The sequence below is a fragment of the Porphyromonas crevioricanis genome, from assembly GCF_900167225.1.
Classification (GTDB): Bacteria; Bacteroidota; Bacteroidia; order Bacteroidales; family Porphyromonadaceae; genus Porphyromonas; species Porphyromonas crevioricanis.
The window spans coordinates 36,846-51,110 of sequence record NZ_FUXH01000014.1 but is presented as its reverse complement, the minus strand read 5'-3'; the positions used below and the strand labels follow the sequence as shown (position 1 = coordinate 51,110).

The following is a 14,265-nucleotide window of genomic DNA, read 5'->3' as shown; positions in this document are numbered from 1 at the left end:
AGCGACCTGAAGGGCGGCAAGTTCAAAAAGCGGTAATCGCCATCAAAAGGTTAATCAGGCTTCCCCAAACGAGATGGAAGCCTGATTTTTTCATCCATAAAGAACAGTACGATGTAAAATGGTTACTGTCTATGTTGCCATTTCTCTTGAAATTCACGAGTCAGTTGCACGATTTCACCTCCGATTATTGCTAATTCAAGTGTCAGTTTCTCCAACTGGGTGAGCATCGCAAGGCTTCCTTCTCCGTGAAATTGCTTTTCAGAGCGACCACAGTCTGGTTGTAATTCACCCCGACGCTGCGAAATTGTCCGTACAAAGTCGTCAGTTTCTGGTAGTAATCAAGCAAGGAACGGTCGACTTTTATCACACGGAAAGTCTCATTAAATACCCTCGCTTTAATAAACAGGGACAAACTTTGTACACCACTTTCCTCTTTCATCGTGAGGAAATGAGCGTATTCCGTCGGTGTGAAATTGACCGAAACACGCTTTTCTGTCTTCTCTTTGGAGCGTGCGCTCCGAATTTTCTTCATTTCCATTTCTTACTTTGGATTTTAGTGTTTCACGACGTCACCGGCATTTGAGGCATTGCGTTCTCTCTTTCAAGAAAAAACGACTTCGGAGGTTTTTCAACTCTCTCGGAGAGCAAGGGTTTTATGCTGCAAAAACGAAGTCGTGCTGCATAAAACATACCTTGCTATTTGCTCCGACGCAAATAAATCAGCCTCGAAAGGCGGTGCTTTATCTTCTCGAAATGTATGTTTTCAAAGCCATGAAATCCCAGCTTATCGCTTGCTGCAAAGTTACTACCTCTTGTCCCCAAAGCCATTAAGAGAGACGAAGCCACAAATAACCAAATCGAAGCCACAAGTACGCACTAAAAAAATCACGCTGATTATAGCATTACCGAGCCATATATTTGCACTGTCGAATATGTCGGTAATGGTATGTGTCTTCGATAATATCACATTTCGATGAGCGATATGAGCGAGGGTGTATATCAAAGAGCATATCCTTGATTCTTTCACTCGAACGTGGGAATGTGCGAAAGCAGATACAATTGAACGATTGTATTGATGGGCACTAATCAATATCTCCACAGAAAGGATATGAACGAAAGGATGTAGCCCTACCGGTACAAACCGATTATTGAGCATATCATTGATAGCGGACATATTCATCTTCATCGGTAAATATACCGACAATGAAATGAACAGTAAATTGTATAACAATAAAATTAAGTAAGTATGACAGAGAACCAAAACAGCAAGGTAGCTCCCGGTGCCATCCGAGAACTTATTTCACAGGGTATTCCCATGAAAAGAAAAGAGAGTGAGATGATACGCTCTCAATCAGAAGAGCAGGGTGTTGAATCGGAACGTTCCAATGACGAACCAATATCAAAGGATTTTTCAAGAGTTCCAAGACGAGAAAGGCGAAAGACTGACAAAGGTGATTATGAGTCGCTTTTCATCTGTCGCAATACCTTGAAAAATCGCAAGACCATCTATATTGCCAAAGAGTTGCAAGACACATTGGCAGAGATAGTCATGTCTATGAGGAACAGGGATATGACCATCGGCATCTATGTGGAGAACATCATCCTTCATCATCTTGAAACCTACAAAGATGAAATCAACAGATTAGCGGAGATTAAGTTCAGGAAGCTACTGTAAATCCCTATATTTTTCAGATGTTTCACATGGACAATTTTCTAGCTCAAAAGATTGATTATTTGAAGCATAGGATAGTAGAGGTAGAGATTGAGGTAAATTTTGTATTGTATCTTCGAAGCAACAATTATGCTCCTTTTTCGTTATCAAATAAAGATGATTTCATGATATGGAAACAATGTTGCTCATATTTCTCGGATTGCTTATTGCGTCATTCATCATTGTGATAATTGGAGTCTTGTTACCTCGTATAAGGAAAAAGACGAAACAATGTTTTTTGAATGTCCCGATAGACAGGTGTATTCTGTTGTTCCGACTATGAGAATTGGCAGCATAGAAAGAAGGCGTTAGACAATCTGGAAATTATTGAGAAGAAAGATGGTTATGAAATATGGAAAAAAGATGTCAAATAATGTTACTTTTGAGCCGTCTCAACTCACCGTCAAAAGTAACGAGGTGTTTTTCATAAGTTTTTTGCTCCTTTCTTTGTCCGCCCGAAGCTCACGAAAGAAAAGAGCAGTCGGCAAATCTGCCGACTGCTTTACTCTGTCTGTTCTTCTTGAACGATTATCCGCCCCGTCCTTACTCGTGGTAAATCATCTTGTCTGATTTTTTTTATTTATGCGGATTCCAGAGGTAAGGGAGTTGAGTTTCCATTTTCTTTTTCCTTGTTTCTCGCATATCCGACATTTTTTTATGCGTCTTTCCGTCGGGTCGGTCGTTTTCGTTTCGAGGCAATAAAAAGGTTAGGTGGCTAGGACAACAAGGTTTAGGGCAAGAATACTACCTGAAGAATGAAGTGTGGAGATTGTTGCCCTAACGGCTTGTCGCTTGACCTTATTGCCCGCAGTACAACGAAACTATCTTTGCCGAAGAAAACGATACGAATGATTCGATGCGAAAACATATAATAGAATGTGAGGAATAGAATGTAAACAGAACCGTGTTAAACTACTTTTATTGTAGTCTGAAACAGTTCTACTTACACATCTATATCATAACAGACCTAATTTTTTAAAAAATATTTGATTACGCATTTTAGCATCATCAATAACTTTCTTGAAACTCTTTATTTCAATATATGCATTATACTTAGGATTATAACCAAAGTATCCTTGTTTGTCTGGGCTTATAGCAAGTCCTGCTAAATCAGCAAACTCTTCAATTTTAGGAACGATATCGCATACAATGTATATGTAAACAGGAGTTACGCTTTTATCTACAATAACCTCTTCTACGCCCTCAGGCATCTCATATTTACCAGCAAGAATTTTACCCGCATATCGCAATGCTTGATTTATTGGATTTTCTTCATCCGGATAACTTGTGCGTTTAGGTCGCTTAAATTCAACAATAGCAATAGGAGAAGTGATAGCATTATCTCCATTTCTATAAAACAGCCCACTTTCATAGAATATAGCAAGGTCTGGCTCTTTATGATCAGAACTAGAAATGACTTTATCTGATGCTATATATTGGGTAAAATTAAATCTTTCATCAAGTAACCATAGATTATGATCCTCATATCCGATTTCCCTATCATCCTTAATCATAGGAAATATTAGGTTATGCATTTCACTTTCTTTATGTGATTTTCCACCATCTATTCTTTTACGCAAATCATCAAACAATTCTATAATTCTACGTCTCTGGCAAACATAATGAGCCAAATCATTCTTAGCTGTTTCTGTTACATTTTTCAAGATTTCATTTGCTTCATCTTCTAGTGCGCTATCGCAACTTTCGTCTCCCGATGAGTATTTATCTTGCAATTCCTTTAATGCTATCCTTGCATTTTGCTCTTTGTCAAACTTTATTTTTTGGAAGCGCATTTCCAAATCAAATTCTGAAACTCCTATTGGAATAGATTCCATATCTACGTCTTTTAACAAAGTCTTATTCCAAGGTGCTGTAGTATATACATAATGTTCGACTTTTTGCTTCTTATCATTGTATCGTTTTTCTATGTCTTCGGAAAAATACGTTTTAATGATTGATGAAGTTGTTTTCATTATTTGTTTCTCAGATAAATCAGAATAAATGTCATCTTCTTTTCCAAAATTGAAACCGTCTCTTTCTGTTGTTACATTTTCATCTAGATATTTACCTTGAACATACGCTTTTATCATGTAGTTCTTCTGAGTTCCATGTTCTGTTATCTCGAACATCGTTTCTTTAAATTCAGGCACATAATTATGCAACGCTGACTCTGTAACTTCTCTAAAATTTGCAGTCAGACAAATTTTATTTGTTATTGCAGAATAGTATATTTTATAAATCTTGACTACAAAATCCCATTCATCCTCACGGCCTTTTATTGTAAACTCTTCTTCTTTGCCAATCTGTTGAATATCAGAATTGTCTCCAATATAGTTATTCAATACTATTGAATTGGAGCCATTCTCTTCTTTAATCGTAATCTTTGGAGTATATTCCCCTCCAGTGACAAAGAATACGAGTAAACGCTCCACGAGCTTTCTGGCAATAACTTCAAGCCCTTTATCTAAATCAAAAGACTTGATGGAAGAAAGATGTAAAACTGTACCTGTATGTAGGTCAGAGTCGGATTCAATATCTACAATTTGCTCATTTTCTATTATCTCATCTGCGTGACCAAATGTAAAACTACGTTGTTTATATTTGCCCTCTTCATAGAAGATACTTTCAATTGAGACATGATAAAAGTATTTTAGGTACATAAATCGACCGAAGCCTTTACCTCCTTTTGACATTTTGAAGCCACTTCTGTATGTATCAAAAGAATTCTTATTTTCCTCAGTAAAACCAATTCCATTATCAATGACATCGATAGAAATAATGTCTGATAAAGTATGAGTGGTGTCTAATTCTAAAGATTGCTGCCCGCTTCTCTTCACAATAATATCAATAATGCCATCGGTTCTTTCTGAACCAATGGCATCAATTGAATTACAAACAGCTTCAATGACAGGTGTTAAACTTGTCGTTTTAGACTTAATATCCTTGACAATTCTATCAATATTAATCTTGCTCATCTTTACAGGTACTAAAAGATACTATATAAATATAATACAAAAATAAAGAAATTAATCCCATTTCAAATGAGTTTATTAGGATTCTTTTATTTGATAGGATGAATTTGAGGTTTTCAATGCTAAAAATATATTATAATTCCTCTATAGCTATCATATTATTGACAAAATCACTATCTTTGTAATCAACAAAGAGTGGTTCTTTGAAATGGCAAAATAAGGGGAGCATAGAAGCTCACTGGTTTCCTTATCGTTACCAGCCCTCACTGATAATCAATTTAATGAATTGATTATTTGATGCTTACATTATTCATTGTGTCTTGCTGTGTGGAAGGTGAGGCATTTATTGATTTTGCACAGCTTCGCAATCTTCTTCAGATGGATATTGACCGTATCACAGCCAGGAATGGGCAGAAGATAGCCCTTGGGCGGTTCGTGGCGAAAGGCTCGGGTGTGGATACCTCGGTACTGCTCGATGATGGCAGCAGCCTCGGGCAAGAGGGGGATGTGGCACACATTGCCTGTCTTGATGCGAGGCTTGCGTATCCAAGTCATACCGCCCTCCTCGACAAGATGTTCAGCCGTAAGGTGGTAAATATCCGTGTACGATAAGCCTGTATAGCAAGCAAAGACAAACATATCCCTTGACACTAGCTCATAATCTCCTAATTGCGTTTCATCTAAGGCGATAATACGCAAGAGCTCCTCCTTGGTAATGTAGCGTGGCGAGCCGACATCCCAGCGGATAGAATAGCCCAAGAAGGGATAAGTGTCGATGATATGCCGTTTGTATAGGTCTTTCAGTAGCGAAGCCAACATAGAGAGATAGCCAGCCGTGGTATTGAGTTTGAAAGCTTTCTCTCTGGAGAGATAAACCTCAAAGTCTTCAACCAAGGCTCTACCAACTTTCTGAACAGGCAGGTCGCCTACTCGATAGCGGTGTTTGATGAAAGCCTCGAAATGCTTGCGAAATAGCAAGATGCACTTATACCTGCGTTCACTGCGGTCTATGCCCACACGCTCTCGAAAGCGTGCCAAATAGCCTTCCAAATGATAGAGCAAGCCTTGGCTATCGCTGTTTAAGCCGAAAAGCGTGTTTTTAACCTCCTCAGCTGTTACTATTTCCCCTTTTCTGCTCTGCAAGTGTTCAAAGGCTCGATGTACAGCGAGTTGTAAGCGGTCGAGTTCTGCGTTTACAGATACAGCTTCGGCACTTTTGCCCACGAGTCTGCTCTTACGGCTATCCCATAGCTGGGGAGAGCAAGCAATTTTGCAACTGAATTGCACCATTGTTCGCCCCACACTGAGGCGAGCCATAATCGGACTTTTACCTTCCTTACTCTGTGTGCCTCGCTTGAGGTAAAAGAGTAGCTTCAATGTCTTTTCTTTCATTGTCGTTTTTGTTTACAAAGTTAGACCTCTAAGAGATAGTTTCCACTACGCAAAACATTGAAAACAAGAGAGAAAACACCGTTTTAGTTACCACTTTTTGCTTACCTCTTCCGAAGCCCCTAAAAGGGAACGATTTGGTAATTGAACTCGCTCTTTCAACTGCTCTTTTTTGCCTTTTTTCGTGGTGCAAGCCAATGCACCAAACCGAAAGAAATGCTGTTAATCAAGCAGATAACCTTTTCTCGCTTCCCCTTACTCCTAACTCCCATATTTCCGCATAAAAAATTATTATCTCTTCCTTCTTAGTCTTTTTGTCAGGGTTGACGCATTAAAATTGCATTGTGCTTAGTTATTGTGGGTTCATTGCTGAAGATAGGTCGCCAAATCATTACCCGCTTAAATTCATAACTCATAAGGCTATCAGTAGCCAATTACTTAGACCTAAATAATACCAAGTTACGAGCAGAGGAGAGAGAGGATTTTACTATTTAATGCTGGAAATAAAGGTTGGAGGCTCAAGAGGGCGAAACGGGGCGAGAGGCTTTGGGACGGTGGTGCTCTGCGAGCCTCTTTTTGAGAGAAAATGATAATCCTTACCTTCATATCCAAATTCAGCAGCGGTAGTCCTCTTAAGGAAATCCGTTGTAAAGAAGGATTAAAATAACGTGTGATACCATTATGAAATATTTCAATCGACAATATCTATTTTATAAGATTTTACTAATCAGCCTATTAGTTTGTAGTTCCACCTCTCTTCTTGCCCAACACAACCCCACCGAACAACAGCTTCTCCAGCATCACCTTGTTCAGCATGAACTTGCCCAATACCAGTCTGCCCAGCACAATCTTGCTCAGGATAATCTCACCCAGTATCACCTCCTCCAACACAACCTCACTCAGGATAATCTCACCCAGTATCACCTCCTCCAACACAACCTCGCCCGACACCATCTCGCCCTGCACAGTCTTGCCCAACACAACTCCATACAAAACGAAACAATCCGAAGCGAGTATAGCCATATCACAGCTTCCTTCTCTTTCCCTTTAGGAAACAGTCAGCTCGACCGAGCGGAAAATTCTGGGGATAATAAAAAATGGGAATGCAACTTCGACCAAGCCAAGGATTACCCGGAGCAATGGCAAGGTAATCTCGATCATTTTTGTATAAAACAGGGTCGACTACTTCACAAGGGCCTCGAAATAAATGGATCTCGACTTTCCTACCTCAACTCCTCAACTCCAATAGACAAATACATGTCTTGGGAGGGAAATTTAGAAATGCGACAAAAAGCATCCGCCCGACATCATGTCTACTTCCTTCTCTATCCGTATCACGAAATGGAGGATACGGAAGAGAAATTCGTTGCTCTCTCTTTCGGCCGGACGGAGCGAATGATAAGGCTGGTAACCGTGTCTCTTGAAGACATGGGAGACAAAAAATACAAACTAAGAGAAGAAGGCACACTCATATCGGACAGCAGACATATTGTAGAAGCTGGTGAGCAATTTTGGTTCAAGGTCTACTACTCTGCCAATCAAGGTTGGAAATTATGGATAAAGACAGAAAGTGAGCCGGTCGGAGGCATAGCCGTAGGGCAGTCTCTCTATCTGCCGCCTGTGCCTTCCATCCAAGGACAACTGGGAATAGCTGTAAGCTACACCAATCGAAGCCGGGAGAGTGTGTGGATAGATGGATTGAAGGTATCGGCATCCTCTTCCCCAATGGACATTCCCGGTGTAGATCCATCGAAAGAGGACGAACAAGAGCCGACTGATCCAGGAAATACGACAGACATGGAACTTATACGTATCAATGAAATTATGGCCAATCCCCTGAAAGGCAGTGCCGAATACATTGAGTTGTATAATGGATCGGAGAAAGCGATAAAAGGAGACCGACTGGCGATCGGTATTGTTCGCAACAGAGAGGTAAAAACACTCTATCCTCTGCCAAAAGGCGTATTGCTCCCTCCCCAAGACTACATCGTATTGAGCGAAGATGCCGATCTGGTCGCTGCAAGCTATCCCTTTGCCATACGAAATCGGATACACACACTACCCTATTGGCCCAGACTCTCCAACAAAGGATGTAGCATCGCTCTCATTCTTATGGGGGAAGAGTATTTAGGGATTGACCAGGCGGAGTATAGCACAGCTTATTTTGAGAAAGAGCTCAAATCCAAGGCAGGGGTGGCTGCAGAAAAAGTTTCGCCTTTGCTCGATGGAGAGACTTCTTCGACTTGGCGATCCGCTTTGCCTCCTCACTATGCCAGCCCCGGAGTACCTAATACCCGAGCAGAGAAAGGTCCTAACACTCCCTTGCCAGACATTGGAGAAAAGGAAGGGGAGAAAGAGAGGGCCGAAGGCTCCGTCTCACTTCAAACCCTGATGAAAAGATTTGTGCAGATGCTCAAAGATGATAAGAGCCTTACCGCGGAAATACGAGTATATACCCTTGACGGGCGCAGTATACGCAGATTTGGGCATGAGCAATGTATGCGCCTTACGACTCTGCTGGAGCATCCCCTTTTCAATCCTGGCAAAGCCATGCGCCTACAGCCGGGCAATTACCTGCTGGTGCTGGATGTAAAAGACGGAAAAGAAACTAAACAACTAGGTTACTCTCATTTTCTAATACAGGACTAAAACCTCAGCACAAGTTCTCTATGGCCGAAGCTGTGACACCAGTTTGTTTCATTCCGGAAGAGAGCTGTGCCGCCAAACGGAGAAAGAGATCAAAGAATACCATTCGGCTATTCACGTTGCGTCTGATATGCAGGCTTGCCAAATCCAATTCGGCACTAATACCTCGTACATTTTTACTCGATACAGCTCCGGCCATGCGTTCGGCCAATCGCTTTTCCGATGCGTTGAGATAAGAAATTTGCTCCAATCGCAAAGGATAGACATACAACTCCCGAAAGTAGGAGGCGAAAGCTTCAAGGAGTTCCAATTGCTCTTCCCGGCTTCTTTCGGCCAACTCGTCGGCCAAACGACGCATATCGAAGGGACGTGCAGGATTGAGTAACGCCAACAACCTCAAGAACACCACAAACCGGGCCTCTCTTGTCTTATCTCCCTGTAAATGATCCAATGCCTTGCGCATCAACCCTCCGGAAAGATGAGCAGCCTCTCGACAATCAGCATCCGAAACACCTTCAAGGCTCTTAGCTGACAAGGCCTTGTATATCTCCATCTCGCCAAGCAGTGGCAATTCGATCCGCTGAGTACGGCTCAAAATCGTAGGCAGCAATAGTTCCGGCTCGATAGAGGCCATGAATATGAGTGTTCGCTCCGGAGGCTCCTCTATAAATTTCAACAGCTTATTGCTGAGCGTCTCGTGCATTCGTTCGGGTTGCCAAATGATCAGCACTCGGTATTTAGCTTCAGCTATGCGGTAGCTCAATTGCTCATCCAACAGATCACTTTCACGACTATAAATCAGAGGACGACTGTTACCAGCCTTGATTGCCTGCAACCAGTCTGTCGCACTAAGGTATGGACGAGGGGCATACTCTCGCCATAGAGGCAAAAAGTCTTCTGTGCAAGATTTATCTCCCCCAACTATAGGAAAAAGATAGAACAGGTCGGGGTGTGCCAAAACATTATACTTGGCACAAGAGGGACAATGTCCGCAGGGCTCTCCTCCTGTTGGCTCCCAACAGTTGATATACTGCGCAAGAGCCAAAGCCAGAGCCAAAGCTCCGCTACCATCCGCTCCACTAAATAATAATGCGTGAGGCAAATGACCTTCATCTGCCAACTTCCTCAAACTTCTTTTCAAGCCTTCGTGGGCTGCTACATCATCGAATCTCATACGGAAGCATTCGTCTCGGGATTGGGTCAGCCTTGGCGTATCACATTGTATTCTTCACTACAACAGTCTACTATAGTAGAGGGTCTGCGCTCTACGATGCCAGCGTCTACGACAAGGGCTGCCTGCTCGGATTTATGCCGGGCATCATTTAGCTCCGCTATCAAATCAGGGTTGCACAAGTCTTGCGGATCCTCATCCTCCGGACAGGGAATAGAAGCCAACATCAGAGGAGCCTGCAATTCTCTCAACACAGCCAATGCAATGGGATGCTCGGCCAGCCGAAGCCCTAATTCCTTGCGCTGTCGGATACTCTTAGGGAGCATGCCGACAGCCGGCAGAATAAAAGTGTACCTTCCTCCATGTTCACGAATATAACGGAAAGCCCCATCGTTTATACGGCAATATTTGGCCGCCTCAGCCAGATCGGCACAGAGAATGGCCAAGGGGCGTTTGGTATTGGTATAGCCCTTGATACGGTAGAGCTTGTCTATGGCCTTGGGCTGGAGAGCATGACAGGCATAGCTATAGCCCGTGGATGTGGGAAGGACAACCACCTCACCTCTCTCTATCAGAGAGACTAAGTCCCGAATACTGCTCTCATCGGGCGCATCGGTATAGATTCTAAGGAGTGACACTGTCTTTGCTACTTATTGATAGGGTGAAATAATGACTCAGCCGGATGCTATCATCTCGATTGAACAAACCACAGTCGTAGAGCTGCTGCCAGGATTGCACACAGCCATTACGACGGATCAACTGCTCCAGCCGATTTTTTTGTTTGTAATTGAGATAGGGATGTCGAGGCAGGCTGTCTCCCGAGGGTTGCTGCAAGGCGATCTTTTCGGGAAGTCGCCCTATGCTGAAGTAAGGCTTGATTTGCGAGTATCGCTCATGATCCATCCCATAAACCTCTTGTAATTGCAGCACTGTATAGAACCCACCCAAACGCTTTCGATAGGCAACGATCCGTCTGGCAAAAGCTGGGCCTATGCCGGGCACAGTTGTGAGAGTTGCCGAATCGGCCGTATTGAGATCCACCCGGCTACCGGCTGTTAGTTTTTTCTTCGGCTTGTAGAGAATATGCTCCGGAGGGCCTGCATAGTCAGCTGATCTCTCTATCGAAGTATCGCGAGTGGTCTGAGGGAGTCTTTTTGCCTGCGTATTTTCTGTGCTGTCTGCCAGCGGTAGAGCTGTCTCCGTGGGGGAGGGATTATCGGCCCTGCCTGCCGGAAAAACTTCGATGAGCAAAACCAGAAGCAAGATCGAAACCGAAACGACACATAGCACGATCAGCTCAGACTTCCCTATATGCAGCCAGTTTCTCATCGAACTCTATTTTGAGTTATGATACCTTCTATTTTCCCATCCGACAAACAGATACGCCTATCGCACTGCATGGCTAACCCTTCATCATGTGTTACAATCAGGAATGATTGACCCGTATTGTGCCTTAACTCAAAGAACAAAGAGTGCAATTCTTCCTTATGTCTGCTGTCGAGGCTACCAGAGGGTTCGTCTGCCAGAATAATTGCAGGATGATTGATCATAGCTCGGGCCACAGCCACACGCTGCCGCTCTCCACCGGACAGTTCGCTGGGCTTGTGCTCCTTTCTGGCTGATAGACCCAACGTATCGAGCAATTCGGCAGCCGCTCTTCGCAGCTCCTCCCGTTTGCGTCTCATGATAAGCCCGGGGATCATTACATTCTCCAAAGCCGTAAACTCCGGCAACAACTGGTGTTGCTGAAACACAAAACCCAAATAACGATTGCGTATCTCGGCCAACTTATTGTCGCTCAGACCCGAAGTATCTCGCCCTTCTATCAATACTCGCCCACCCGGATCGGCCTTATCCAGCAAACCCAAAATCTGCAACAAAGTAGTTTTCCCAGCACCCGAAGGCCCTACAATAGCCACAATCTCGGCTTTGTGTACACTCAAATCAATCCCTTTGAGGACCTCCAGACTATCGAAAGTCTTGTGTATTTGTTCTGCTTTGAGAATCTCCATGACCCTACGAAGATACGACACTATTGTGATGAGAATGAATGATGTCGCTTGTAGCGAAATACTAACAGCCGGACAGCGTGCGAATAACCTCTGCTGCCATACGTATACCAAAAAGAGCTGGCATATAGCTCAAAGTCCCCGCTGTAGAGCGTTTGCAACATTCATCGGAAACGGAAATTACGGCATTGCTATCCGGCAACTCGGTAGAATATACCACAGGCACCCCTTTGCGAATACCCAAAGGACGGAGTCTTTTGCGCACAGAGCGTGCAAGCGTGCAGTTGTGACTGTGGCTAATATCGTCTACTTGTATGCAAGACGGATCGAGCTTGGCTCCGGCTCCCATGGAGCTGATGATCCGCAAGCCCCGCTGCAGAGATAGAGCAATGAGATATACCTTGGGACTGAGTGAATCGATCGCATCCAACACATAGTCGTACGGAGCTTCGTCAAGTAGAGACTCCATCGCTTCGTCCTTGACAAACATATGATGCACATACAACTCAATATCCGGATTGATATCTCGCAAACGCTCTGCCAAGACCTCAGTCTTAGGCCTGCCTATGCTGCTGTGCGTAGCTACCAACTGGCGGTTGATATTAGAGGGAGACACTTCGTCAGCGTCTACAATTGTCATGCGTCCTACTCCGGCTCTGGCCAGCATCTCGGCTGCCCAGCCTCCTACACCACCAAGACCTACTACCAAGACGTGAGCTGCAGAAAGGGCTCGTTGTCCTTTTTCGCCCAACAAGAGAGCGGTGCGAGATTGCCACTCAGGTATTGTAGCCGAACTCATTTAATACCACGTTTATTCAATTCCGCCTGATACCTTCTGGCGTTACTCAAATGCTCAGCATAGGTAGACGCAAAATTGTGATAACCCGAAAAATCCTCCTTCGCACACATATAGAGATCATTACTCGGCTTAGAGTAGAGTAGACTGTCCATAGTAGATGGGCGAGCCAAACGAATCGGTCCGGGAGGCAAACCCTCTACCTGATAAGTGTTGTACGGTGATCTTACTCCCAAATAGGGCAATGTGATACGCCTAAGATCAAATCTCCCGGCTGCAAACTTTACCGTGGGATCAGCCTGTAGTCTCATCCCCCGACGATATCGATTGAGATAAAGCCGAGCTATTCGCCCATGTTCATCTCGTTTGGCAGACTCTTCTTCCACAATAGAGGCGATAATGGATACCTCTATGGGACTGAGTCCCAAACTGTCAGCTTGTGCCCGGCGTTTGTCCGTCCAGTATTCACGATAGCGAAGCTGCATACTTGCAAGCAATTCTTCCACGCTTACATTCCATGGGAAACTATAGTCTCCCGGCAAAAAAAGGCAACGGATCGTCTCGGTATCAAATCCACCCAAACTGTCACAAAGAGACGAATCGGACAGAGCTGCGGATAGCTCTTGAGAAGACATAGCCAAGTAGGAAGAAAAGAAAGAGACCAGCTCCCCCTGTGTTCTTAGCCCTCTTAATGTGAGGGAAACCGGCGTTTCTCCTCCCGACAAAAGTAAATTGCAGATCTCCTGCATACTCATATCGGGCAACAAGATATAGCGTCCTTGCCCTACTTTGGTCGAGGCTCCTCGCCAAGAAATATATGCATGACTCAAGCGAGGCTTTCGCAAAGGAGTTTTTTGCTCCAGCAAATCAATAGCCCGACTAAGCGTAAGCCCAGGTTTAAGGAAAAGATGAGTTGTATCAGCTCCTTGCACAGCCGGCAAAAAAGCAACTTGTCGGTATGCGTAGGAAAAAGTACCCAGAAAGACCAGTAGCAAAATACCTGGGATGAGAAAAAGTAGCAAGCGAGACTTGGACTTGGTCCGTTTGCGTCTATATCTGCGACTTTTGTTTGATCGTTTTGTTTTCATCGCCTCAAAGTTACAAATAGAGACCATTGCACAGTCCTCGATAAGGCCCTTTGCATGGGTTCCCAAATAGCAAATTTTATTTGCCGTTTTGTTGATTTTGCAGAATGCAGTAATCCAGAAAGCATTGAGGTTGAGGGTATAGGGAGTATATTTGTTGCATACGACCGAGCCTTGTGTGGCCCCCTCCAATTCCTTCGAGTTTCAGCAGGCAACATACTTGTTCCATATGACCGAACCTTGTGTGGCCCTCTCCAATTCCTTCGAGTTTCAGCAGGTAATATACTTGTCGCATAAGACTTGATCCAGAATAGTGAAAATAATGCAGCAAGCACCGTGTTATGCAAATGGTTCCTCAATATAAATCCTCGGAGTTCTTTCTTAGGGGCGCGCAGGACCGTATATATTTGTTCATTTCCTTGTTATTATGTTTTCTTTTTACCATGCTTTTCCTACTCAAATTGGAGCTATTTTGATCGTGTTTTT

General features: G+C 43.7%; 12 protein-coding genes and 2 pseudogenes. 3 read left to right on the top strand and 11 right to left on the bottom strand.

What is annotated here, in order from left to right; translation table 11 throughout:
* On the top strand, positions 1 to 194 hold a 194-nt coding region (locus B5D48_RS09265; protein ID WP_234985413.1), incomplete at its 5' end, for a hypothetical protein.
* Here B5D48_RS09265 and B5D48_RS07585 read toward each other — a convergent pair.
* A pseudogene (locus B5D48_RS07585) lies at positions 195 to 532 on the bottom strand (plasmid mobilization protein); the annotation flags it as partial.
* 273 nt (positions 533 to 805) lie between these two features.
* On the bottom strand, positions 806 to 1,174 hold the full coding sequence (locus B5D48_RS07575; RefSeq protein WP_023938979.1) for a hypothetical protein: 369 nt from the start codon (positions 1,172 to 1,174) through the stop codon (positions 806 to 808).
* A 72-nt stretch (positions 1,175 to 1,246) separates the two neighbouring features.
* On the opposite strand from B5D48_RS07575, the gene B5D48_RS07570 reads away from it, so the two are divergent.
* On the top strand, positions 1,247 to 1,675 hold the full coding sequence (locus tag B5D48_RS07570) for a DUF3408 domain-containing protein (protein WP_023938977.1): 429 nt from the start codon (positions 1,247 to 1,249) through the stop codon (positions 1,673 to 1,675).
* Between the two features lie 992 nt (positions 1,676 to 2,667).
* Here the strand turns inward: B5D48_RS07570 and B5D48_RS07560 are convergent.
* From B5D48_RS07560 to B5D48_RS07550, 3 genes and pseudogenes are all read right to left on the bottom strand, one after another.
* Positions 2,668 to 4,686 (bottom strand): ATP-binding protein, encoded by a 2,019-nt coding sequence (locus B5D48_RS07560; RefSeq protein ID WP_023938969.1) that lies wholly within the window; start codon positions 4,684 to 4,686, stop codon positions 2,668 to 2,670.
* A gap of 312 nt (positions 4,687 to 4,998) precedes the next feature.
* Positions 4,999 to 6,075, bottom strand: a pseudogene (locus B5D48_RS07555) (phage integrase SAM-like domain-containing protein); the annotation flags it as partial.
* Between the two features lie 732 nt (positions 6,076 to 6,807).
* Complete coding sequence (locus B5D48_RS07550) at positions 6,808 to 7,095, bottom strand: hypothetical protein (RefSeq protein WP_023936604.1); 288 nt, start codon at positions 7,093 to 7,095, stop codon at positions 6,808 to 6,810.
* Positions 7,096 to 7,353: 258 nt separating this feature from the next.
* Between B5D48_RS07550 and B5D48_RS07545 the strand changes: the two genes are divergently transcribed.
* The gene (locus B5D48_RS07545; protein ID WP_143742827.1) at positions 7,354 to 8,721 is read left to right on the top strand and encodes a lamin tail domain-containing protein; all 1,368 of its coding nucleotides are present in this window, start codon (positions 7,354 to 7,356) and stop codon (positions 8,719 to 8,721) included.
* Between the two features lie 4 nt (positions 8,722 to 8,725).
* Here B5D48_RS07545 and B5D48_RS07540 read toward each other — a convergent pair whose 3' ends face one another.
* The 6 genes from B5D48_RS07540 to mltG all read right to left on the bottom strand — a co-directional run bounded on the left by B5D48_RS07540 (position 8,726) and on the right by mltG (position 13,782).
* Complete coding sequence (locus tag B5D48_RS07540; RefSeq protein ID WP_023936600.1) at positions 8,726 to 9,892, bottom strand: DNA polymerase III subunit; 1,167 nt, start codon at positions 9,890 to 9,892, stop codon at positions 8,726 to 8,728.
* Positions 9,893 to 9,918: 26 nt separating this feature from the next.
* Positions 9,919 to 10,527, bottom strand: a complete 609-nt coding sequence (locus tag B5D48_RS07535) for an L-threonylcarbamoyladenylate synthase (RefSeq protein WP_036887297.1) — start codon at positions 10,525 to 10,527, stop codon at positions 9,919 to 9,921.
* Positions 10,514 to 11,218, bottom strand: a complete 705-nt coding sequence (locus tag B5D48_RS07530) for a ComEA family DNA-binding protein (protein WP_023936596.1) — start codon at positions 11,216 to 11,218, stop codon at positions 10,514 to 10,516. Before B5D48_RS07530 ends, B5D48_RS07535 begins: the two co-directional genes overlap by 14 nt.
* The gene (locus B5D48_RS07525) at positions 11,215 to 11,895 is read right to left on the bottom strand and encodes an ABC transporter ATP-binding protein (protein ID WP_036887298.1); all 681 of its coding nucleotides are present in this window, start codon (positions 11,893 to 11,895) and stop codon (positions 11,215 to 11,217) included. Before B5D48_RS07525 ends, B5D48_RS07530 begins: the two co-directional genes overlap by 4 nt.
* A gap of 67 nt (positions 11,896 to 11,962) precedes the next feature.
* Positions 11,963 to 12,697 (bottom strand): tRNA threonylcarbamoyladenosine dehydratase, encoded by a 735-nt coding sequence (locus B5D48_RS07520; protein WP_023936592.1) that lies wholly within the window; start codon positions 12,695 to 12,697, stop codon positions 11,963 to 11,965.
* Positions 12,694 to 13,782 carry an endolytic transglycosylase MltG gene (gene mltG / locus B5D48_RS07515; RefSeq protein WP_036890003.1) on the bottom strand — a complete coding sequence of 363 codons (1,089 nt, stop codon included), beginning with the start codon at positions 13,780 to 13,782 and terminating at the stop codon, positions 12,694 to 12,696. Before mltG ends, B5D48_RS07520 begins: the two co-directional genes overlap by 4 nt.
* Positions 13,783 to 14,265 lie beyond the last annotated feature (483 nt).